19 protein-coding genes are annotated in these 22,660 nt (G+C 60.1%); 3 read left to right on the plus strand and 16 right to left on the minus strand.

The annotated features are described in order from the left end of the window. Window positions 1-89: 89 nt before the first annotated feature. From KJF94_RS02970 to KJF94_RS02985, 4 genes are all read right to left on the minus strand, one after another. Window positions 90-1,043: a hypothetical protein gene (locus KJF94_RS02970; protein WP_214381052.1), complete on the minus strand. Its 954-nt coding sequence runs from the start codon at window positions 1,041-1,043 to the stop codon at window positions 90-92. Between the two features lie 17 nt (window positions 1,044-1,060). Continuing rightward, window positions 1,061-2,776: a proline--tRNA ligase gene (locus KJF94_RS02975; protein WP_214381054.1), complete on the minus strand. Its 1,716-nt coding sequence runs from the start codon at window positions 2,774-2,776 to the stop codon at window positions 1,061-1,063. 142 nt (window positions 2,777-2,918) lie between these two features. Further along, window positions 2,919-4,478: an AmpG family muropeptide MFS transporter gene (locus KJF94_RS02980; protein WP_214381056.1), complete on the minus strand. Its 1,560-nt coding sequence runs from the start codon at window positions 4,476-4,478 to the stop codon at window positions 2,919-2,921. A gap of 43 nt (window positions 4,479-4,521) precedes the next feature. Further along, complete coding sequence (locus tag KJF94_RS02985) at window positions 4,522-4,902, minus strand: MGMT family protein (protein WP_250548215.1); 381 nt, start codon at window positions 4,900-4,902, stop codon at window positions 4,522-4,524. A 135-nt stretch (window positions 4,903-5,037) separates the two neighbouring features. Between KJF94_RS02985 and KJF94_RS02990 the strand changes: the two genes are divergently transcribed. After that, window positions 5,038-6,048, plus strand: a complete 1,011-nt coding sequence (locus KJF94_RS02990) for a DUF481 domain-containing protein (protein ID WP_214381057.1) — start codon at window positions 5,038-5,040, stop codon at window positions 6,046-6,048. A 67-nt stretch (window positions 6,049-6,115) separates the two neighbouring features. On the opposite strand, the gene KJF94_RS02995 is transcribed toward KJF94_RS02990, so the two are convergent. Then, a complete protein-coding gene (locus KJF94_RS02995) occupies window positions 6,116-7,555 on the minus strand; it encodes a toxin-antitoxin system YwqK family antitoxin (RefSeq protein WP_214381058.1) in 1,440 nt (479 codons plus the stop codon). Between the two features lie 132 nt (window positions 7,556-7,687). Continuing rightward, window positions 7,688-7,897: a cold-shock protein gene (locus KJF94_RS03000; protein WP_002554837.1), complete on the minus strand. Its 210-nt coding sequence runs from the start codon at window positions 7,895-7,897 to the stop codon at window positions 7,688-7,690. A 354-nt stretch (window positions 7,898-8,251) separates the two neighbouring features. Here KJF94_RS03000 and dcd point away from each other — a divergent pair, with 354 nt between their 5' ends. Both dcd and KJF94_RS03010 read left to right on the plus strand, forming a co-directional pair. Next, on the plus strand, window positions 8,252-8,818 hold the full coding sequence (gene dcd, locus KJF94_RS03005) for a dCTP deaminase (RefSeq protein ID WP_007904652.1): 567 nt from the start codon (window positions 8,252-8,254) through the stop codon (window positions 8,816-8,818). Window positions 8,819-8,925: 107 nt separating this feature from the next. Further along, complete coding sequence (locus KJF94_RS03010; protein WP_017336784.1) at window positions 8,926-9,135, plus strand: hypothetical protein; 210 nt, start codon at window positions 8,926-8,928, stop codon at window positions 9,133-9,135. A 97-nt stretch (window positions 9,136-9,232) separates the two neighbouring features. Here KJF94_RS03010 and pdeM read toward each other — a convergent pair whose 3' ends face one another. The 10 genes from pdeM to KJF94_RS03060 all read right to left on the minus strand — a co-directional run bounded on the left by pdeM (window position 9,233) and on the right by KJF94_RS03060 (window position 22,505). Continuing rightward, complete coding sequence (gene pdeM, locus KJF94_RS03015) at window positions 9,233-9,886, minus strand: ligase-associated DNA damage response endonuclease PdeM (RefSeq protein ID WP_214381059.1); 654 nt, start codon at window positions 9,884-9,886, stop codon at window positions 9,233-9,235. After that, window positions 9,886-12,372 carry a ligase-associated DNA damage response DEXH box helicase gene (locus tag KJF94_RS03020; protein ID WP_214381060.1) on the minus strand — a complete coding sequence of 829 codons (2,487 nt, stop codon included), beginning with the start codon at window positions 12,370-12,372 and terminating at the stop codon, window positions 9,886-9,888. Before KJF94_RS03020 ends, pdeM begins: the two co-directional genes overlap by 1 nt. A gap of 192 nt (window positions 12,373-12,564) precedes the next feature. Continuing rightward, complete coding sequence (locus KJF94_RS03025) at window positions 12,565-13,329, minus strand: ABC transporter ATP-binding protein (protein WP_214381061.1); 765 nt, start codon at window positions 13,327-13,329, stop codon at window positions 12,565-12,567. Window positions 13,330-13,342: 13 nt separating this feature from the next. Beyond that, entirely contained in the window at window positions 13,343-14,461 is a 1,119-nt protein-coding gene (locus tag KJF94_RS03030; protein ID WP_214381062.1) for a succinylglutamate desuccinylase/aspartoacylase family protein, read from the minus strand. Between the two features lie 12 nt (window positions 14,462-14,473). Beyond that, window positions 14,474-15,184, minus strand: a complete 711-nt coding sequence (locus KJF94_RS03035) for an ABC transporter permease (RefSeq protein ID WP_214381064.1) — start codon at window positions 15,182-15,184, stop codon at window positions 14,474-14,476. Then, entirely contained in the window at window positions 15,181-15,909 is a 729-nt protein-coding gene (locus tag KJF94_RS03040) for an ABC transporter permease (protein ID WP_214381066.1), read from the minus strand. Before KJF94_RS03040 ends, KJF94_RS03035 begins: the two co-directional genes overlap by 4 nt. Before the next feature lie 56 nt (window positions 15,910-15,965). Beyond that, window positions 15,966-16,748, minus strand: coding sequence for a transporter substrate-binding domain-containing protein (locus KJF94_RS03045; RefSeq protein ID WP_214381068.1), 783 nt, complete (start codon window positions 16,746-16,748; stop codon window positions 15,966-15,968). 318 nt (window positions 16,749-17,066) lie between these two features. Then, window positions 17,067-18,752, minus strand: a complete 1,686-nt coding sequence (locus KJF94_RS03050) for an ATP-dependent DNA ligase (RefSeq protein WP_214381070.1) — start codon at window positions 18,750-18,752, stop codon at window positions 17,067-17,069. Beyond that, window positions 18,749-19,783, minus strand: a complete 1,035-nt coding sequence (locus KJF94_RS03055; protein ID WP_214381073.1) for a ligase-associated DNA damage response exonuclease — start codon at window positions 19,781-19,783, stop codon at window positions 18,749-18,751. Before KJF94_RS03055 ends, KJF94_RS03050 begins: the two co-directional genes overlap by 4 nt. Before the next feature lie 271 nt (window positions 19,784-20,054). After that, on the minus strand, window positions 20,055-22,505 hold the full coding sequence (locus KJF94_RS03060; protein WP_214381075.1) for a penicillin acylase family protein: 2,451 nt from the start codon (window positions 22,503-22,505) through the stop codon (window positions 20,055-20,057). Between the last annotated feature and the right edge of the window lie 155 nt (window positions 22,506-22,660).

Here is a 22,660-nt window from a genome sequence, read left to right on the forward strand (position 1 = left end):
TGAATGTCGGGCCGCCTTCGCGGGCAAGCCTCGCTCCTACAGGTTCACGCTGTCTTTAGGAGCGAGGCTTGCCCGCGAAGCTTTTGACTTCAATTCGGTCCCGGATCCGCCACCAGTCGCCCGGCATCCTTGGTCAACGACTTGAGGAATTCGGTCTGCAGCTCTGGATCGTTGCGAGTCAGCTCGATCAGGCTCTGTTCCAGCTCGCTGGCTTCTTCTTCCAGACCCAGCTCCGAGAGACGTTTGACCCGGTGTACCCACTGGCTCACTTCGTCGTCTTCAAGGTCGTCGTAAATCAGCCCGTGGGCTTCGAGCAGTTTGCCGCGCAATGAGCTGCTGACCGCCAGGGACGAGTCGGTGTGCACATCGTCCTGACCGTCTTCGACCTTGATCAGCAGCCGGCTGAGGTGATTGATGTCATGTTCGGCGAACGGGCTGTCCAGCAGGTTCAGGCGCAACACACCGTTTTTGTCAGTGCTCAGCTCGAACGTTTCCTTGCCGGCCTTGACCTCCACCGGGCGCTCGCTCCACGGCAGGCTCGAGTATTCCGTACGTTTGTCGAGCTGGACTTCGTCGATACCCGCGAGGTTCTGCTGCGCACGACCGTGAGACGGCGCGTTCATGAACGGGTTGAGGCCGGCGAAACCGTAACTGAACCAGTCCTTGGTCACGCTATCCGGCAAGTTGCCGAGGGTGAACACGTTGACCACGTTCGCGCCGACACCGGCCACCACGGCTACCGCGCCCAGCGGGATCTCGTAGATCTCCCGCCAGGGTTGGTAAGGCGTGTAGCGATCGTAGTGGCGCGTGACTTCGAACTCGGTGACTTCGAAAGTCTTCTGCTCGTGGATTTTCACCCGACGTTGCGGCAGCTCAAGCACCTTGGGCTCACCGACATCGATCTGCAGGCTGTGGTCGAGCAATTTGCGCTCAACACGTTCCTCGTGCTCGCTGCGTTGCGACATGTGATTGGCACAGCCGCTGACCAGCAGGGTGCCGCACAGGGCGGCACCACCGAGGCCTAAGGTGTTTCGCTTGAACATGACTTCTCTATCTGGTGTCAGCGGCGGATACGGGCCTGGAGGAAGGACAGCACGTCAGCGACCGGCAGCGCTTGCGCCTCGGGCTCGGTGCGGCTCTTGTATTCCAGATTGCCTTCGGCGAGGCCGCGGTCACTGACCACGATCCGGTGAGGAATGCCGATCAGCTCCATGTCCGCGAACTTGATGCCCGGGCTGGTTTTCTTGTCGCGATCGTCCAGCAGCACTTCGAAACCGGCCGCAGTCAGTTCTGCATACAGCTTGTCGGTGGCTTCGCGAACCTGCTCGGTTTCATAGCGCAGCGGCACCAGCGCGATCTGGAATGGAGCCAGTGTGTCGCTCCAGATGATCCCGTTGGCGTCGTTGTTCTGCTCGATGGCCGCAGCCACCACGCGGGAAACGCCGATACCGTAGCAACCCATTTCCAGGGTGACCGGCTTGCCGTTCTCGCCCAGCACTTCGCACTTCATCGCTTTGCTGTACTTGTTGCCCAGCTGGAAGATGTGCCCGACTTCGATGCCGCGCTTGATTTCCAGGGTGCCTTTGCCGTCCGGGCTAGGGTCGCCCGCCACGACGTTACGCAGGTCAGCCACGGTAGGAACCGGCAGGTCACGCTCCCAGTTCACGCCGAAGTAATGCTTGTCGTCGATGTTCGCACCGATGCCGAAGTCGCTCATCAGCTCGACGGAACGGTCGATGATGATTGGCAGCGGCAGGTTCAACGGGCCGAGGGAACCGGCGCCGGCGCCAATCGCGTCACGCAATTCGCTTTCGGAAGCCATGACCAGCGGGCTGGCAACGCCTGGCTGGTTGGCGGCCTTGATTTCGTTCAGTTCGTGGTCGCCACGGATGATCAGGGCAATCAGCTTGCCTTTCTCTTCAGCGTGAACCACGAGGGTCTTGATGGTCTTTTCAATCGGCAGATTGAATTTTTCCACCAGCGCGGCGATGGTTTTGGTCTCTGGCGTGTCGACCAGGCGCAGCTCTTCAGCCGGTGCCGGACGGGAGGTTTCCCGTGGCACGGCTTCGGCCTTCTCGATGTTCGCGGCGTAGTCGGAACCGTTGCTGAAGACGATGTCGTCTTCGCCGGATTCGGCCAGTACGTGGAACTCGTGGGAGCCAGCGCCGCCGATGGAGCCGTTGTCGGCTTCAACAGGGCGGAATTTCAGGCCCAGACGGGTGAACACGTTGCAGTACGCCTGGTGCATGCGGTCGTAGGTGACCTGCAGCGAAGGCTGGTCAGCGTGGAACGAATAGGCGTCCTTCATGATGAATTCGCGGCCGCGCATCAAGCCGAAGCGTGGGCGGATTTCGTCACGGAATTTGGTCTGGATCTGATACAGGTTGATCGGCAGCTGTTTGTAGCTGCTCAGCTCGTTGCGCATCAGGTCGGTGATCACTTCTTCGTGGGTCGGGCCGGCGCAGAAGTCGCGACCGTGGCGATCCTTGAAGCGCAGCAATTCAGGGCCGTATTCTTCCCAGCGACCGGATTCCTGCCACAGCTCAGCCGGTTGAGTACTCGGCATCAACACTTCGAGAGAGCCCGCGGCGTTCATTTCTTCACGAACGACGGCTTCGACCTTGCGCATCACTCGCAAGCCCATCGGCAGCCAGGTGTACAGGCCCGAGGCGAGTTTGCGGATCATGCCGGCGCGCAGCATCAGCTGGTGGCTGATCACGACCGCGTCGGAAGGCGTTTCTTTCTGTGTGGCGAGCAAAAATTGACTGGTGCGCATGGTTGGCCGTTGTCGGTTGCTGATGACGAGAAATGACGGAGCATTGTACGGGCGAGATCTGCTGACGTACAGGCGCGCGGTCGGTGGTGTGGCAGGAGGGCGGGAATCTCCACGCCCTTTGCATGCATTTGGATAAGGGAGCCTACGATTCTTCCGCGACCTGGCTCGGGACCGGCTCAGGTGTGGGTGTCGGGCCTTCGCGGCGGTTCTCCTGGAACCAGTGCAAAGCGATCAACAGCAGCGTCGGAACACCCAGCAACGCGGTGATCAGGAAGAAGTTGTGATAGCCGAACTTTTCCACCATGACCCCGGAATAGCCGCCGATCAGGCGTGGAAGCAAGAGCATGATCGAACTGAGCAGGGCGTATTGGGTGGCCGAGAACTTGAGGTTGGTCAGGCTCGACAGATAGGCGACGAACGCCGAGGTCGCCAGGCCCGAGCTGAAATTGTCCAGGGAAATGGTCAGGATCAGCATGTTCAGGTTGGCGCCCATGTCGGCGAGCATCAGGAACAGCAAATTGGTGCCCGCTGACGCCACGCCGCCGATGAACAGGATCGGCAGGATGCCGAAACGCACGATCAGCAGTCCGCCCATGCCGGCGCCGACCAGGGTCATGATCAGGCCGAAGATTTTGCTGACGCTGGCAATCTGATCCTTGGTGAAGCCCTGGTCGATATAGAACACGTTGGCCATCACGCCCATCACCGTATCCGACATCCGATACGTGGCGATCAGTCCGAGTAGCAATAGCGCCTGCCAGCGGTAACGCAGAATGAAGTCGTTGATCGGGGTCAGCACCGGCGCGAGGCCACGGCGGCCTATGGCCGAAAGGCACAACGCGGTGAGCGTGGTGTAGAGAATCGCCCGCAGGAACGCGCGGTCTTCGAGCAGCAGGTCGAGCAGGCTCTCGCCTTCGAACAGCACGCTGGCGAAGTCGGTGTTGTAGAGCTGGGTGAACATGGCCGGCACGGAAACCAGCAACACGATCAGCACGAACACTGAGGCCAGTTGATGCACAAAACTGTAGCGCCCGGCCTGCAGTTGCGTGCGCAACGGTACCGGCGGTTCGCGCATGAAAAACGAGGTGAGCAACGCCGGAACCATCAAGACGCCGAACAGCAGGTAAGTGCCGGCCCATGCCGAATGCTTGTAGTTGAAACCGGTGGAGCCGAAGCCTTCGGCGAAGAACAGGGCCCCGGCAGTGGCCAGCAGCGCCGCGATCCGGTAGCCGGACATGTAACTGGCGGCGAGGGCGGCCTGACGGGTGTCGTCGGCGATTTCCAGGCGATAGGCGTCGACCGCGATGTCTTGCGTCGCCGAGGCGAAGGCAACGACCACGGCGATGGCGATCAGCCAGGACAGATGTTTTTGCGGGTCGCAGAAACCCATCCCGATCAGGCCGAGGATTACCAGTGCCTGGGAAAGCACCAGCCACGAGCGTCGGCGACCGAGCTTGCCGAGAAATGGCAGGCGCCATTGGTCGAGCAGCGGCGACCAGACCCATTTAAAGGCGTAGGCCAGGCCGATCAGGCTTGCGTAGCCGATGGTTTCGCGAGCCACACCGGCTTCACGCAACCAGACCGACAGTGTCGAAAACACCAGCATGTAGGGCAGGCCGGCGGCGAAACCAAGCAACAACAGCACAAGTGTTGAAGGGCTGGCATAGGCGGCGAGCGCGGCGCGCCAGGTTTTACGGGGCATGGGCTGAAGTCTGCCTCAAGATTACGGAAACAAAGCGCGCACTCTAACCGCTGTGCTCTACCGGGCGCCAGCCATGGCGCCGAATATCAACACGATTGTTCAGGACACTGATGCCTTCGGAGCGCAGTCGCGCGCGCTGCTCATCACCTGAAGGACTGCCCACGGGCAGGCTGATCCGGCCGCCGGCGCCGAGCACGCGGTGCCAGGGCAATTTGGTGTCGCCGGGCAACTGGCTCAGGGTACGACCGACCCAGCGCGCCGCGCGGCCGAGTCCCGCCAGCTCGGCAAGCTGACCATAACTCACGACTTTGCCCTCGGGCACCTGCGCCAGGGTCAGATAGAGCGCCGTGCGTCGGATTTGCGCGGCACTCTCTGTTTCGGTGGTTGGGTCGGTCACGTCCGGGTTTCCTGAAGAGGTTCGCATTACCGTCTGTAGAGTAATTCCTTGATCGCCCACTGAGAAATGAACTCAATGGAAATAGTCGTGTCACTCCATGCTAGGGTCTTATTCCTTCGGATAATGCCGACTTTTTTCGCAAACTTGAGCCTGTATTTGCTTATGGTGTCCAGAACCCTGCTGTGCCTCGCTGTCTTGAGCGCTTCCACGCCCTTGCTCGCCGATACCGTCTGGTTGAAGAACGGTGACAAACTGAGCGGCAAGATCACGCTGTTCGACGGCGGCAAACTGGTGATTCAGACCGAGTACGCCGGCGCGGTGCCTATCGACTGGAAGCAGGTCAAAACCCTGGAAAGCGATCAGGAGCTGCTGGTCAAGCAGGATACCTACAAAGGCGAGAAGGCCAAGTCGCTGCACGCGGCAGACGACGGCAAGGTGACGCTGGAAAACGGCGAGGCACCAAAGACGGTCGAGCTGGCGAGTATCCAGCAGATTCTCAAGCCCAAGCCGGTCGTCGAAGATCTGGTCTGGAAAGGCAATATCGATGCGGCGCTGGATTACCAGCGGGCGGAAAAGGACACCGACGATTACGACATCGACTTCAAGACCACGGCGCGTCATGGCAGATGGCGGCATATCGCGGAAGGCGAGTACAACCGTGAGTTCCAGGATGACGTGGTCACCACTGACAACTGGCGGGGCGAATACTCCCTCGACCGCTTCCTGACCGAGAAATGGTTCTGGCAGGGCCGCGCGGTCTATAAGCGCGACAAGGTTGAAGAACTCTCCCGTCAGCGCACCGTCGGTACCGGTCCGGGTTACCAGTTCTGGGATGACGAGCTGGGCGCATTCTCGCTGGGCTCGCTGATCAACCGCACGGACTACCAGTTCGACGACGGCAGGAAGGAAAACTTCTATTCCCTGGCGATGAAGTGGGATTACAACCGCTACCTGATCGGCAAGAAGGTGGAGTTCTTCACCAATGGCGAAGTGGGCAAGCCATTGTCGGGCGTGGCGGATTATGCGCTCGATGCGGAAGTGGGCTTGCGCTACAAAGTGACCGAGTGGGCGTCGCTTAACCTGAAGGCCGAACGAGACATCATCAGCGGTACTGATGACGATGCCGATCTGGACAAGACCCGTTACACCGCAGGATTCGGTGTGGCCTGGTAAGGTGGCGGAGAAGCCCCGCAATTACTTCGATTGCGGGGTTCGTTGAGAGCATGTTCCCTGTCCTGAGTTATTTCATTCGCACGCATTCGCCTCGACGTTCACCTGCTTCGTATTGGCACTCAAGAGTCAAGCTTCCGTCCTGTGCCCAGAAACGACCGGGACCTTGCGTAAGGTTGTCCTTATATTCCACTGAGGTGTTCATCTGGCCGTCGTCGTACCAAGTGCGAAGGGCTCCTTCAAGTTTGCCGTCCTTGTAGGTCTTTTGTTCCTTCAGCTGGCCATTTTTGTGCCACTCCTTGAAATCGCCTTGTTCGCGTCCCTGCTCATCCCACTGCCATTGCACGGTTTGAATGCCTTGGTCATTCCAGGTGGCGTAGCTGCGCTGGACGTTTTGTTCGTCGTTGAAGACCTTCTGTCGTACTTTTCCGTTGGGGTGATACTGGGTGTGCCAGCCCAATGGTTTGCTATCAACGTACTCCCCGCTGTGTTCGAGTGAGCCATCTGGATGATAGTGCGTGTTTGGGCCAACCATTTTACCCTCGACGTATTGTCCGCGATGCTTGATCCGTCCATCGGGGTAGTAGCCCAAAATAGGTCCATGCAATACATCATTTTGATAACTGATGCGGCCGATTAGCGCGCCGGCTTCGTCGTATTCCAGATATTCACCATCTACCCGCTTGCCTTGGTGCCAGTTGTACGACTCCGAGATCTTGCCATTGTCGTGGTAAACGGTCTGCCAGCCTTCCGGCTCGTTGTTTAGATAGTTGTCGCGCTTGATAACTGTGAGATTCTCTGAGTACGTCAGCGCCTGCCCTTGGCGCAGGCCATTGGCATCGTGTTGATAGCTTCTGCGGAGCTTGCCGCTTCGGTAATAGCTTCTGTAGGCATCGACTGGTTTACCTGAAACAAAATCCTCGGCATCGACGAAATATTCATGACTCGGAGTCTGGGTTTCGACATAGAAAATCTGCGCTGCCCATGCCTTGCGCTTACTGTCGTAGTCCATAGGCATCTTCAGGTAGTAAGACGCTTGCCCTTGACCTATGGGTGAAAAGTCGCGATCCAGGTACTGTTTTCCATCTATAAGAGTCGCCATGAGTTCGCCGCATTCTTCAGGCGTACAGGGGCGTACCTTCTCAAGAAACGCTCGTTTGCGTTCGCAGACTGAATGTGTGAGCAGAAGAGGGATTTTCTGATCGATCAGTTGCTGGACTTCGTCGAGGGCTCGGCGAAAGGAATCAATAGGGATGCCCGCAGACTCGGGGGTCATGTAAACCTCATTGCTCCCGCAAGCATGAGGAGTTGAAAGCGTCAAAAGCGCTGCTGCTCTTAGCTGAATAGGTGCATGGCCATTTACTTCGGCCCCCTTCGCCAAATAGGTTGCTCGAGGGTTCATGTCGACGATCACTGTTGGGTGGTCAGTGGACGTTTCTGCGTGGGCTGGGAGTGCCTGCGTGAGGATTACAAGCGCGGTACTGAATGTCTTCCAAGGGATGAATTGCATCCTGCTTCTTCCATTTGATTTTCCAGGGCGCGAATCATATAGAGGCGAAGCTGGGCTAGGGCGATGCAAAACATTCAGGCACAAAAAAGCCCCGCTTTTAAGGGCGGGGCTTTTTACTAAAGCAAGTACAAGTTAGATAACTTGAACTTCTTCAGCTTGCATGCCTTTCTGACCGCGGGTAGCGATGAAAGAAACCTGTTGGCCTTCTTTCAGGCTTTTGAAGCCGTCGGATTGGATAGCTTTGAAGTGAACGAACAGGTCGTCACCGGATTGTGGAGTGATGAAGCCGAAGCCTTTTTCATCGTTGAACCACTTAACGGTACCAGTTTGGCGATTAGACATGGTGTAACTCCTTGAACAAAGATAACTGCGACGCAGGAAGAACCCTGGCCGAGACTGAGTGCAAAGAGCAGGAAAAATTCTTGTAGATGGTTGGATCGAAATTCAACATATCGTGTAGAGATTCTCAGTGACACAAGCAGCACAGTGGCGCCACCTTAACCCTTTTTCCGGGACGTGCCAATGCTTCCTGCAAAGGTTTCTCTGTTTTCATGACTGACGGTGCATCGTATGGCGGCGAAGCTCCGGAATTTACGGGGGATCGGCGAGAATTGCGCCACGGTCTTTGAACCCGAAGCGCGCGCCCGGTAAGATGCCGGACAGATTTTTTCCACCTCGCTATTCAGGACACCCGCCATGAGCATCAAATCGGACAAGTGGATTCGCCGCATGGCGCAAGAGCACGGCATGATCGAACCGTTCGTCGAGCGCCAGGTGCGCGGCAGCGATGATAGCCGTGTGATCTCCTACGGCGTGTCGAGTTACGGCTACGACGTTCGTTGCACTAATCATTTCAAGGTGTTCACCAACATTAATTCGGCCATCGTCGACCCGAAAAATTTCGATGCAGGCAGCTTCGTCGACATCCACAGCGACGTCTGCATCATCCCGCCGAACTCTTTCGCCCTGGCCAGCACCGTCGAATACTTCCGTATTCCGCGCAACGTACTGACCATCTGCCTGGGCAAAAGCACCTACGCCCGCTGCGGCATCATCGTCAACGTCACCCCGCTTGAGCCTGAGTGGGAGGGTCACGTGACCCTGGAGTTCTCGAACACAACTAACCTGCCGGCGAAAATCTACGCCAACGAAGGCGTGGCGCAGATGCTGTTCCTTGAATCCGACGAAGAGTGCGAAGTGTCCTACAAGGACCGTGGCGGCAAGTACCAGGGCCAGCGCGGCGTCACCTTGCCACGCACCTGATCAGTTCATCCGGCAGGTCATGGGAACACTTGAGCAGGTTTACACTCTATTGGGGTGTACTGCCCGGTTCGCGCACAGCGGATCGGGCCATCGCTCAGGAGTGCTCTATGAAGATCGATCCGCGAATAAGTGCCGAACTGGCAAGGCTTGAGCCCAATCAGGTTGGCGTTTTGGCCTGGTCCTTGTTGGCACATCCGCCAATCAGCATGGCGGGGGGCATCCCCGGCCAGCCTGATCCCGATACCCCCAACGAACAACCCACCGAACCCGGTGAGCCGACCCTGCCGGATGAGCCGCCTCCCGCGCCGGTTGCCTGATTGAACGCCTTGTAGGAGCAAAGCTTGCTCGCGAAGGCGGTGTATCAGTCGATACCATCTTTGCCTGACACACCGCCTTCGCGAGCAAGCTTTGCTCCTACACGGGCCATATTTCGTTGTCCCCGATGACAAAAATCCTACAGTTGTCGTCTCTTTCGACCTGATACCCACCGGTAAACGCACCAAAGGCCGGTAGCAGGCTGACTTCCCCGCCAAATCTGAAGCACGCCAGCCGCAGGCTTTGCCGGCCTCGACCGTTCAACCGATAGACCGGATGCACATGCCCTGCAAGCACATGCCGATTCGGATGCGGTTGAGGTTCGTGCTGCAACGCGAACGGCCCCAACAACAACGGCTCAGGCACCACAAGAATATTCAGCGACGCCGGCGGATCCCCGGCACGTTTGTCGTGGTTACCGCGAATCAGGGTCATGGGCAGCTCGCGGTGTCGCGCTCTCCAGTCAGCCAATGCGTTCAGTGTGGTGGGTGCATGGGAGCCGGGGCCGTGAAGAAAGTCGCCGAGGAAAATCAGCTGGCGGCAGGGCAGAGCCGCCAGCAATCCGTCGAGCACGGCGATATTGTTGGAGGTGGTGCCCCGAGGCACCGGCTGGCCGAGACTTCGGTAAGCGGCGGCCTTGCCGAAATGCACGTCCGCGATCAGCAGGGCGTGTTGCGCAGGCCAGTACAGGGCTTTTTCCGGCAGTAGCCATAGTTCTTCGCCGGCCAGGCGTATGGGATAGGGCGTACTCATCAGGCTTTTCCGGTTTCGGCAGTTTTCTCAAGGTCGCTGACCATGCGTCTGATACGGTCGGCGAGTTTTTCCGAACTCATGCTTTCGCGCATGCGTTCCACCAGCAGCGGAAACCCGAGGGGCGTAGGACGTTTGACGGGATGCACGTCGAGCCTGAGTCGACTGATGCGCTCCAGCGTCTGTTCCAGGCGATGAATATCCAGCTCGTTGCGTAGGACTTCTTCCCCGGCCTGGGCCAGCAACAAATTCCCGGCGTCGTATTGCTTGAACACTTCGAAGAACAAACCGCTGGAGGCCTGAACCTGGCGCGTACTTTTCGGTGCGCCGGGGTAGCCGGCGAACACCAGCCCGGCAATCCGTGCGATTTCCCGAAAGCGCCGCAGCGCCAGTTCGCCAGCGTTCAGGCTGGCGAGTACATCGTTCAATAACTGCTCAGGACTCAGCAGGCCGGGGTTCAAGACACTGGACCACTCCACACTGGTGGCGCTGAGCAACTCCAGTCCGTAATCGTTGACCGCAATGGAAAACGTCACCGCCTGTTGCTGACTGACGCGCCATGCCAGCAGACTCGCCAGCCCCAAATGCACCTGACGCCCGGCGAAGGGGAAGAGGAAAAGGTGCCAACCCTCGCGGGATTTCAGCGTTTCAGCCAGCAGGCTGTTCTCGGTTGGCAATCCGGACCAGCGCTGTTGCACCTCTAATAACGGACGCAGCGCTTCCATTTCCGGACCGACGAACTCGCCCTGCGCCGCAGCGCTGAAGCGGGCAACCACCGCTTGGGCCAGCTCGTTGGAAAGTGGCATCCGCCCGCCATTCCAGCGCGGCACCGCGGCTTTCTTCACTGTGCTGCGTTTAACGTAAGCGGTCATGTTTTCCACACGCACCAACTCCAGCAGCCGGCCGGCAAACAGAAAACCGTCGCCCGGTTTGAGCCGTGCGATGAAACCCTCCTCGACGCTGCCCAGCTGTTTGCCTCCGCCGCCCTTGCTCCAGAACTTCAGCTGGATGCTTGCGTCGCTGACAATCGTGCCGATGCTCATGCGATGGCGGCGGGCCAACCGCGCATCCGGCACTCGCCAGACACCCTGTTCATCCGGTTCAACGCGGCGATAATCCGGATACGCCGTCAGGGAAAGCCCACCGTGGCGTACGAAAGCCAGCGCCCAGGTCCAGTCTTCCACCGTGAGATCACGGTAGGCCCACGCTCCGCGGACTTCTTCATACAACTCATCGGGCAAAAAACCACCGCCCAACGCCATGCTGACCAGATGCTGAACCAGCACATCCAGGGGTTTATGGGGCGATTCACGGGGTTCGATCCGGTGCCGCGCCACGGCGTCCTGTGCCGCGGCGGCTTCGATCAACTCCAGGCTGTGAGTCGGCACCAGCGTCACCCGCGACACGCGGCCCGGCGCGTGACCGGAACGACCGGCACGTTGCATCAGTCGCGCCACGCCTTTGGCCGAGCCGATCTGCAGCACCCGCTCCACTGGCAGGAAGTCCACGCCGAGGTCCAGGCTGGAGGTGCAGACCACCGCTTTGAGCTGGCCGTCCTTGAGGGCGCGTTCGACCCAGTCGCGGGTGTCGCGTGACAGTGAGCTGTGATGCAGCGCAATCAGCCCGGCCCAATCCGGGCGGGCTTCCAGCAACGCCTGATACCAGATCTCCGATTGGGCGCGGGTGTTGGTGAACAGCAGGCTGCTGGGGCTCGACGCAACTTCGGCAACCACTTGCGGCAACATCTTCAACCCGATATGCCCGGCCCATGGAAAACGCTCGATGGCGGGCGGCAACAGCGTGTCGACTTGCAGCGCCTTGCGGGTCTGGCCCTGAACGCTGATGCCACCACCCTGTGGGATTAATACCTGTTCGGCGTGAGCCTGATTACCCAACGTTGCGGAAACGCCCCACACGATCAGCTCGGGATTCCACCGACGCAGGCGGGCGAGGGCGAGTTGCAGTTGCACGCCGCGTTTGTTGCCGAGTAATTCGTGCCATTCGTCCACCACCACCATACGCAAGGTCGACAGCGCGGTTTGCGCGTCGGCACGGGCGAGCATCAGGGTGAGACTTTCCGGCGTGGTGATCAGCGCGGAGGGCAACCGCCGAGTTTGCCGCGCGCGTTCGCTGCTGCTGGTGTCGCCAGTGCGCAGGCCTACGCTCCACGGGATCTGCAAGTCGCGCAGCGGCTCTTCGAGTGCGCGAGCGGTGTCGGCGGCCAAGGCGCGCATTGGGGTTATCCACAGCACTGTCAGCGGTTGGGCTAGCAGTTTTCGTTTGCCAGGTTTTTCAGCGGGAGAGACGGCAGAGGCGAAGCGGTTGAGGGCGGCAAACCAGACCGCATAGGTTTTACCGGCACCGGTGCTCGCATGCAGCAACCCGGATTGCCCTTTTTTGACGGCGGCCCACACCTGTTTCTGAAAGGCGAACGGTTTCCAGCCGCGGGCGGTGAACCAGTGTTTTGTGAAGTCGGGGGAGGTTCCCATGCCGGCGGTGTGTGCTCTGAAAGTGTTCTTTCAGTGACCGCGGCGCGAGTGAACAAGTTTAATTTTGCGCTTGATCGACACCGCCCCCTGTAGGAGCAGAGCTTGCTCGCGAAGGCGGTGTGTCAGTCCATATCATCCTTTTCTGACACACCGCCTTCGCGAGCAAGCTCTGCTCCTACAGGGGGCGGGGGCTTACTTGAGATTACCGCTGAGAAACTGCTTCAACCGCTCACTCTTCGGATTACCCAGCACGTCTTCCGGCGCGCCTTCTTCCTCGACCAGTCCCTGATGCAGAAACAACACCTGGCTCGACACCTTGCGGGCGAAGCTCATTTCGTGGGTGACCATGATCATGGTCCGGCCTTCTTCGGCCAGGCCCTGGATCACCCTGAGCACTTCACCCACCAGTTCGGGGTCGAGTGCCGAGGTCGGTTCGTCGAACAGCATGACTTCCGGTTCCATGGCCAGCGCGCGGGCAATGGCGACCCGTTGTTGCTGCCCCCCCGAAAGAAACGCCGGGTACTGGTCCGCCACGCGAGCGGCCAGGCCGACCTTGTCGAGATAACGACGGGCGCGGTCTTCGGCTTCCTGCTTGCTGCAACCCAGCACCCGGCGCGGCGCCATGGTGATGTTTTCCAGCACGGTCATGTGGCTCCACAGGTTGAAGTGCTGGAACACCATGGCCAGGCGCGTGCGGATCTTTTGCAGTTCATCGGGGTTGGCCACGTGCATGCCGTGGCGATCCTTGATCATGCGTATGTCCTGACCGTCCAGGGTCATGGCGCCATCGTTGGGTTGTTCGAGAAAGTTGATGCAGCGCAGAAAGGTACTTTTACCCGAGCCGCTGGCGCCGATCAGGCTGATGACGTCGCCGGTGTTGGCCTTGAGTGAAACGCCTTTGAGCACATGATGATCGCCATAGCTTTTATGCAGGCCTTCGATGGTCAGTTTGTACATGGGGCATGCATCCTCAAGGCGAAAGTAGGTAGCCGCTGCGATAGGCTTCGGTGCCCGCGACGTGGGCGATCACCATGCCGGCAGTGGCCATGCGCCGCAGCGAGCGGGCGTACATCAGCCCGGCGACGGTGCAGTGAATGGGGGTGACGCGATCATTGACCGGGTCGATGATTTCGGCGACCAGTTGCCCGGCTTCGAGGTATTCCCCCGGTAGCGCGGTGAACACCAGCAAACCGCCGACGGGCGTGGCCACCGGTTCGACGGCGGCCAGCGGCGTGGCGGGATACGGCAGCTCCGGCAGTGGCGCCGGTTCGCCGGCAATCGCGCCGAAGTGAATCAGGTAGTCGATCAGCGCCTGGCAATCGAGGCTGGCCAATGGATGATTGACGTCGCCCTGGCCGCGCAATTCGACAGTGACCGAGTAGCTGCCCGGCGGAATGTCGAAGTGTTCGCCGAAGCGCTCTTTCAGCTGCCACCAGAGCAGGGTGAAGCATTCGTCGAACGACTGGCCGCCGGAATCGGTGGCCAGCAGACTGGCTTCGGCACCGATGTAGCGGGCCAACGGCTCGACCTGCGGCCAGGCCTCCGGCGTGGTGTAGAGGTGCGCGACGGCTTCGAAATCGCAATGCAGGTCCAGCACCATGTCCGCATCACAGGCCAGTCGTTGCAGGATCAGGCGCTGGGACTGCAGTTGGGTGCTGGCGGTCTGTCGCGCCAGTGCCTGACGCAGGCTGCTGCGGATCAGGTCGAGGTTGCGCTGCGGATCGTCGCCGAGCTGACCTTCGATCTCATTGCCGACTTCTTCGCTCAGGTCGACGAACCAGCGGTTAAAGTTCTGGCCGCTTTCGAGCTCGTAGCGGCCCAGCGGCACATCCATCAGCACTTGTTCGAGGCCGACCGGGTTGGCCACCGGCACCAGCACGATTTCGCTGCGCAGGCGGCCGGCGGCTTCGAGCTCCGCCAGGCGCTGCTTGAGGTGCCAGGCGACCAGCATGCCGGGCATTTCATCGGCGTGCAGGGACGCCTGGATATAGATCTTGCCTTGGGCCGCCGTCGGGCCGAAGTGGAAACTGTGGATCTGTCGCGCGGTCCCTGGCAGCGGGGCCAGCAGGTCATGTATCTGGTGGCGCATTTGCAAGAAGTCCTAGTGGGTCGGCCCGAGGAACGCCAGCCATCGGCGTTCGGCGAGGCGGAACAGGCCGACCAGCGCAAAGGTAACGGTTAGGTAGATCAGCGCGGCGATGCCGAACGACTGGAAGGTCAGGAAGGTCGCCGAGTTGGCGTCCCGCGCGACTTTCAGGATGTCCGGAATGGTCGCGGTGAACGCCACGGTGGTCGAGTGCAGCATCAGAATCACTTCGTTGCTGTAATAAGGCAATGAGCGACGCAGCGCCGACGGCATGATCACGTAGGCATACAGCTTCCAGCCGGTCAGACCGTAGGCCTTCGCCGCTTCGACTTCACCATGGGCCATGCTGCGAATCGCCCCGGCGAAAATCTCCGTGGTGTAGGCGCAGGTGTTCAGAGCGAAGGCGAGGATGGTGCAGTTCATCGCGTCGCGAAAGAACGCATCGAGTATCGGCTGCTCCCGCACGGCGGCCAGGCTGTAGATCCCGGTGTAGCAAATCAGCAGCTGGATATACAGCGGCGTCCCGCGGAACAGGTAAGTGTAGAACTGCACCGGCCAGCGAATGTAGAAATGCGGCGACACCCGGGCGATGGACAGCGGGATCGACACCAGAAAACCGATGACGATGGAGGCGGTCAGCAGCCACAGGGTCATGGCCAGGCCGGTGATGTTGTTGCCGTCGCTATAAAGGAAGGGTTTCCAGTATTCCTGAAGGAGTTCGATCATCGTACGGCCTCCCGGGAACCGGCGGCGTAGCGACGTTCAAGCCAGCGCAGGATGAAGTTGGAAGCACTGGTGATCAGCAGGTAAATCACCGCCGCCAGCACCAGGAAATAGAACAGCTGATAGGTGCTTTTGCCGGCGTCCTGCGCCGCCTTGACCAGGTCGGCGAGGCCGATGATCGACACCAGCGCGGTGGCCTTGAGCATCACCATCCAGTTATTGCCGATGCCCGGCAGGGCGAAGCGCATCATTTGCGGAAACACCACGATCCAGAAGCGCTGGCCACGTTTGAGGCCATACGCGGTGGCGGCTTCGACCTGGCCACGCGGCACCGCGAGAATCGCGCCGCGGAAGGTTTCGGTGAAGTACGCGCCATAAATGAAGCCCAGGGTGATGACCCCGGCGCTGAACGGGTTGATCTCGATGTATTCCCATTCCATGAAATCGGTGAACGACGTCAACCAGGTCTGCAGGCTATAGAAGATCAGCAGCATCAGCACCAGGTCCGGCACGCCGCGAATCAGCGTGGTGTAGACCTGCGCCGGAACGCGCACCAGTTTGACTTTAGACAGTTTGGCACTGGCGCCGAGCAGGCCGAGCAACACGGCCACCAGCAGCGACAACGCCGATAATTTGATGGTCATCCAGGTGCCTTCCATCAGCAACGGACCGAAGCCCTTGAGGCTGAAGGCTGAGAGCCCCAGATTTTGTAAGAGAGTTTCGAACATAAATCAGCAACCTGATCGGATGAAAAAAGCGCCCATCGCGAGATGGGCGCCGGGCATTATTTGCCGCTGTACAGATTCAGATCGCCAAAGTGTTTCTTCTGAATGGTGGCGTAGGTGCCATCGTCGTGTAACGCTTTGATACCTTTATCCAAAAGTGCCTTGAGGTCTTTGTTACCTTTCGAGATACCGACAGCCGTTTTGGCCGGCAGCAATTCGCTGTCAACCGGCTTGCTGACGTCGTAATCGGCACCTTGGGGCGACTTCAGGAAGCCCAATTCGGCCTGCAGCATGTCCTGGATACCGGCGTCGAGACGACCGGAAGTCAGGTCGGAATACACCTGGTCCTGGTTCTGATAGGCCTGGGTTTTCACGCCCGCCTTGTCCAGAACGGCTTTGGCATAGGCTTCCTGGATGGTGCCTTGTTCGTAGCCGACGGTTTTGCCCTTGAGGGACGCGACGTCTGCGGTGACGCCAGAACCCTTCTTGAATACATAAGCGGTTGGGCCGGAGAACAGCTCGCTGGAGAAGTCGATGACTTTTTCGCGGGCCGGGGTGACGGTCATCGAAGAGATCACACCGTCGAATTTATTGGCCTTCAGGCCCGGAATCATGCCGTCGAAATCGCTTTCGACCCATTTGCACTTGACCTTCAGCTCGGCGCAGATTGCGTTCCCCAGATCGATGTCGAAGCCAACCAGGCTACCGTCGGCCGCTTTCGACTCGAACGGTGCATAGGAAGGGTCAACGCCAAAACGCAGTTCTTTGTATTCCTTGGCCAGCGCGGAGCCGGCAGCCATGCACAACGCCAGTGCAGAAAGGGTCAGCAATGCTTTTTTCATTATTCAATCCCTAAGAACCAATATGAGCGCTTGTGGCGCAGAATTATTGTTACTGGAAAGCGTAAGACCTAATGAAAGTAGCAATTTCCGAACCAGAGTGCCGAACAAGCGTTTTAAAAGGTGATTCAGGAAATGGCTGGGCGGGATTTATGCACGAAAACGGGCGCCGGTAAATGGCTGCACCAAATGAGGTCGAGCGAACGCAATCCTGTGGCGAGGGAGCTTGCTCCCGCTCGACTGCGCAGCAGTCGCAAATTTCTAAAGCGGGACCGCTTCGCGGTCCAGCGGGAGCAAGCTCCCTCGCCACAAAGGTCCCTTTCAGCCCAATAAATCCTGCAGGGTTCCAAGATTGTCAGCCTCTTCCACCGACTTATCCTGCCGCCACCGCAGCATCCGAGGAAATCGCACCGCGATACCGCTCTTGTGCCGCTTCGACAGAGCAATCCCCTCAAACCCCAATTCAAACACCAGGCTCGGTTTCACGCTGCTGACCGGTCCAAATTTCTCCACCGTGGTCTTGCGCACGATGCTGTCGACCTGGCGCATTTCTTCATCGGTGAGCCCCGAGTACGCCTTGGCGAACGGCACCAACGTGCGTTCGCTGGCATCGGGCGGGCCGTCCCACACGGCGAAGGTGTAATCGCTGTAGAGACTGGCCCGGCGGCCATGCCCGCGTTGCGCGTAGATCAGCACCGCGTCGACGCTGAACGGGTCGACTTTCCATTTCCACCAGACGCCCATGTCCTTGGTGCGGCCGACGCCATACAACGCGTCGCGGGCCTTGAGCATCATGCCTTCGACGCCGAGGCTGCGGGAGGCTTCGCGTTGGCGGGCGAGGTCGAACCAGTCTTCCCCGGTGAGCACGGGGGAGGGTAGTAGCACCGGGTTGTTGCAGTGAGCGATGACCTGCTCCAGTTGGGTGCGCCGCCTGGCTTGAGGCTGGTTGCGCCAGTCTTCGCCCGCCCATTCCAGCAAGTCATAGGCGAGGACAACCACCGGCACTTCATCGAGGATTTTCTTGCCCAGGGTTTTACGGCCGATCCGCTGTTGCAGCAGGGCGAACGGTTGCACCGCGGGCGGCGTTGGCGCCAATGGATCGAAGGCATCTTCGGTTGGTGGCGCGGTTTTCCAGGCCACGATTTCACCGTCGATCACCGTGCCGTCGGGCAGGCCGTGGACCAGGCTGTCGAGTTCGGGAAAGCGTTCGGTGACCAGCTCTTCACCGCGCGACCAGATCCACAGTCGGCCGTCGCGCTTGACCACTTGGGCGCGGATGCCATCCCACTTCCATTCCACTTGCCAGTGGTTGGCCGGGCCGAGCAACCCTTCGAACTGTTCGACCGGTTGCGACAGTGCATGAGCCAGAAAAAACGGATACGGCTGGCCGCCGCGCTGAGCATGTTCGTCCGACGATTCGGCGGCGATCAGTTTCAGGTAACTGGCTGCGTTCGGGCGATTGGACAGGTCGGTGTAACCCACCAGCCGCTGGGCCACGCGTTTGCTGTCGAGCTGCGCCATGGCCGCCAGGGCGCGGGTCACCAACAGCTTTGAAACGCCGACGCGGAAACTGCCGGTGATCAGTTTGATGCAAAGCATCAGGCTGGGGCGGTCCAGTTGCGACCAGAGTCTGGGCAGCTGTTCGGCGAGCACTTCGGGAGATTCGCCGCGCAACGGCAGCAGTTTTTCTTCGATCCACACCGCCAATCCGTCGGTGGAGCTGTGGGGCGTTTCGGGCAGTACCAGCGAGATGGTTTCCGCCAGATCGCCGACCGCCTGATAACTCTCCTCGAACAGCCACGGCGACAGGCCGGAATACGCCACGGCGAGTTCACGCAGAATGCGCACTGGCACCAGTTGGCGAGGTCGTCCGCCGGACAGAAAGTACACCGCCCATGCGGCGTCTTCCGGCGCGGCCTGGGCGAAATAATGCTGCATCGCCGCGAGTTTGGCGTTGCTCGAGGTCGTGGCATCCAGTTCCGCATACAACTCGGCGAAAGCCTTCATGGCAGCACCTCGGCGCTCTCGGGTTCGGGGGTAGCGATGTCTTCTTCATCGTCGCCGTACTCGGTGCTGAACCCTTGGGCGTCGAGACCTTGTTCGCGCAAATGGCGCACCAGGACCGCCACCGAACCGTGGGTGACCATGACGCGCTCGGCGCCGGTCTGCTCGATGGCCCAAAGCAGGCCCGGCCAGTCAGCGTGGTCGGATAACACGAAGCCACGGTCGACACCGCGACGGCGCCGCGTGCCGCGCAAACGCATCCATCCGCTGGCAAAGCCGTCGCTGTAGTCACCGAAACGGCGCATCCAGGTGCTGCCGCCAGCGGAAGGCGGGGCCAGGATGAGCGCCTTGCGCATCATCGTGTCGCTCTTGTTTACGTCGCCGGCGTAGATCGTCGGCGGCAAATAAACGCCGCTCTCGCGATACACCCGGTTCAGTGGTTCTATGGCGCCATGCACCAGAATGGGGCCGAGGCCGGCGTCGATGCCGTGGAGAATTCGCTGCGCTTTGCCAAAGGAATAGCAAAACAGCACGCTGGCCTTGTCTTCGGCGGCGTTGGCTTGCCACCACTGATTGATCTCGGCAAACACCTGCGCCTGGGGCTGCCAGCGGTAGATCGGCAGGCCAAACGTCGATTCGGTGATGAAGGTGTGGCAGCGCACCGGCTCAAAGGGCGCGCAGGTGCCGTCGGGCTCGATCTTGTAATCCCCCGAGGCGACCCAGACTTCGCCGCCGTATTCCAGGCGCACCTGTGCCGAACCGAGCACATGACCGGCGGGGTGAAAACTCAAGGTGACGCCGTGGTGCACCAGCCGTTCGCCATACGCCAGCGTTTGCAGGTTGATGTCCTGACCCAGTCGCGCGCGCAAAATCCCTTCGCCGGGCGCGGCCGCGAGATAGTGCTGGTTGCCGCCTCGGGCATGGTCGCCGTGGGCGTGGGTGATGACCGAACGCTCTACCGGCCGCCACGGGTCGATATAGAAATCGCCGGCGGGGCAGTACAAACCTTCGGGACGCGCGATAACAAGATCCATGTTGTTACCAAAATGGAGGGACTTGTTAGCTATGAGGTTTGGGCGAGGCCAGAAGTTCTATCGATATTTCACAGGAAAATGACATTCCAATGTGGGAGCGGGCCTGTGTGGCGAGGGGATTTATCCCCGTTCGGCTGCGAAGCAGTCGCAAACCTGATAAATGCGGTTTTTATGAGATACCGCAATCACAGGTTCAGGGCCGCTTCGCGACCCAACGGGGATAAATCCCCTCGCCACACAGGCCCGCTCCCACATTTGGACGTGGTGACCTTTATTTTCCGGGTGTCAGCGTCAACCGCTTGGTCCCGTACACCTTGTCAAAGTTCTGCGGCTGCATCGGCAAACTCACATATTGCCCCTTGAGCCACGGCTCCACGCTGTCGAGGTAATTCGGGCTGGCCGGATTACCGGACTGACCGGTGCCGGTCTGGCCCATCAGCGGTTCGGCCTGGCCGAAGTCGACGATGAAACGCATGGCCGGCGCCAGCGTGGTATTGAAGTCCTGGCCCCAGGCGAACGCTGCGGTGTTCAGCGTGGTGTGATCGCCACCGGCCGCGAGCGGGCCGCGCACGGTCTGGCCACTGGCATTCTTCCACTCATAACGGTGCAGTTTGCCCCACTGCCAGGCTTTGTGATCGCCGCCCAACTGGCTGTCGCCGGCGGAAATGGCGGCTGCAAGGCTGCGGGCAAGAATCGCCGGTTTGTCTTCTTTCTGCGGCGTGCGCGTGTCATCCCAGAACGGGCTGTCTTCACGGCCCAGCAGGTGATCGGCCTGGGCCGCGTAGGACAACTTACCGTTGGCGATAAAGGCTTTCCACGCCGGGCTGCTTTCCGGGCCCAGTTCGTCGAGGAAGATTTGCTTCGTGCTTTCCTGCAGGAACAACTCGTAAATCGCCGCATCGGCGGAGGTCGGGGCGAGTTTGCCGTCGAACGCCTTCAGGCGGGTCAACGCTTCTTGAGCCTTGCTGCGATCAGCGACCGGCAGTGCCTCGATAGCCTGCTTCAGCGGCTGGGCCATGCCCGGTGCTTCAAACATCTTTTTCAGTTTGGCGGCGAACGTAGTGGTCTGATCGTATTGCATCGCGATCGCACTGCGCGTGTCGTGTTTGCCAACACCGGCCAGTTCGGCCATGCGTTCGCCACGCTCCGGTGCCGACCAGGAATTGGACAGCTGCATGCCGTAGCCATGGGGAATGACCCGCTGGTTGGCGGTGCCGAGCCAGCCTTGCGCCGGGTCCTGATCGTACGGGTGCAGCATCGGGTCGGCGTAACCGTCCCAGTCGTAACGACCCTCCCAGCCCGGCGACGGCAGCAGGCCTTCGCCTTCGCGGCGGTTCGGGTAACGGCCGGTGACTTGCCAGCCGATGTTGCTGGCGTCGGCGAAGACCAGGTTCAGCGTGATCGCGCGGATTTCGCGGCTGGCGTCCGAGGCTTTCTCGACGTTCTGCGCACGGGACAGGTCAAAAAATGCGTCCAGGGATTTGTCATCGGTGAAGTTCGGCGTCTGCAATGCCAAACCCAGGCCGTTATCCAACGCTGTGCCTTTGGCGCTGTTGAGCAGCGGTCCGTGGCGGGTTTCGTACACCGCTTCGCGAATCGGCCGCTGGCCTTTGACGAAATAGGTTTCGTTGCGAACGATAGCCGGCTGCCATTTGCCGCCGACTTCGTAGGAAAGCCCGCTGCCCTGGCGTTTGATCTTTTCCAGGAACAGGTCCTGGTTGTCGCCCATGACTGAGGTCATGCTCCACGCCACTTTGCCGTTGAAGCCGCTCAGCACCATCGGCAAACCGGCGATGGTCACGCCGGATGCCTGATATTTCGTCGTACGAATCTGCACGTAGCTGAACAACGACGGCACGCCCAGCGGGCCGTGGCTGTCGCTGGCCAGCAGGCTTTTGCCGCTGCGGCTGCGTTGCGGGGCGATCGCCCAGTTGTTCGATGACGTGGCACCCAGCAGATTCAGATCGGACAGTTGACCGGTGGCCTTGCTGATTTCGGCGAGCCCCGGAATCGCCCCGTTCAGCTTGAGGCCCTGAAGTTTTTCGGCTTCAGCTACCGGCAGTTTCTCGTCGGGAGCGGACGGTGTCAGCCAGGCGAGTTTGTCGGTGGTGACCGTTTGGGCCAGCACCAGCGAGGAAATTTCCTCGGGCAGGTTCGCCGATTGGCTGAAGTTCAGCAGGCAGAAAATCAGCGCTGAATCTTCCGGTTTCCAGTACTCGGGCTTGTAGCCGGTGGCCGTGAGGTCTGCCGGCAGCTTGTCGCGGTAACGGAACAGGTAGGCGTTGACCCCGCGGGCATAGACTTCGAAGAAGCGTTTAAGGCGCGGCGACGAGGCCTTGTACAGCTCGCCGGCGCTTTTCTTCAGGTTGACGGCGCGCATGTAGCGGTCGGCGTCCAGCAGGTCCGAGCCGGACATCTCCGACAACCGGCCTTGGGCCAGCAGGCGCAGGGTGACCATTTGCGTGATGCGGTCGCTCGCGTGCACGTAACCGAGGGTGAACAGTGCGTCGTGGAACGTGCTGCTTTCGATCAACGGCATGCCCATGGCATTGCGGCGCACCGAAACGTTCTGCGCCAGACCCTTGAGCGGCTGCACGCCGGTGGTCGGCGGGAGGGTGTCCTGGGTGTTCCAGGTCTGACAACCGGTCAGGCTCAAAACACCGGCCACTGCTGCGGCAACGCCGAACCGGGGAAGAAAATGTGTAAGGGCTGGCGAGGCCATGGCAAAGCTCCTGCGGGGGTAGAGGCGCAATAAAGGCGCTACGTTAGAGAGCAGGAGGAGGCCGCGCAAGCGGGGTATGGGGTTATTTCAGGATTTGTCTGATAAACCACTACGCGAAGGTCAGTGATCTCCCTGTGGCGAGGGAGCTTGCTCCC

The sequence above is a fragment of the Pseudomonas hormoni genome, from assembly GCF_018502625.1.
In the GTDB taxonomy this organism is placed as follows: Bacteria; Pseudomonadota; Gammaproteobacteria; order Pseudomonadales; family Pseudomonadaceae; genus Aquipseudomonas; species Aquipseudomonas hormoni.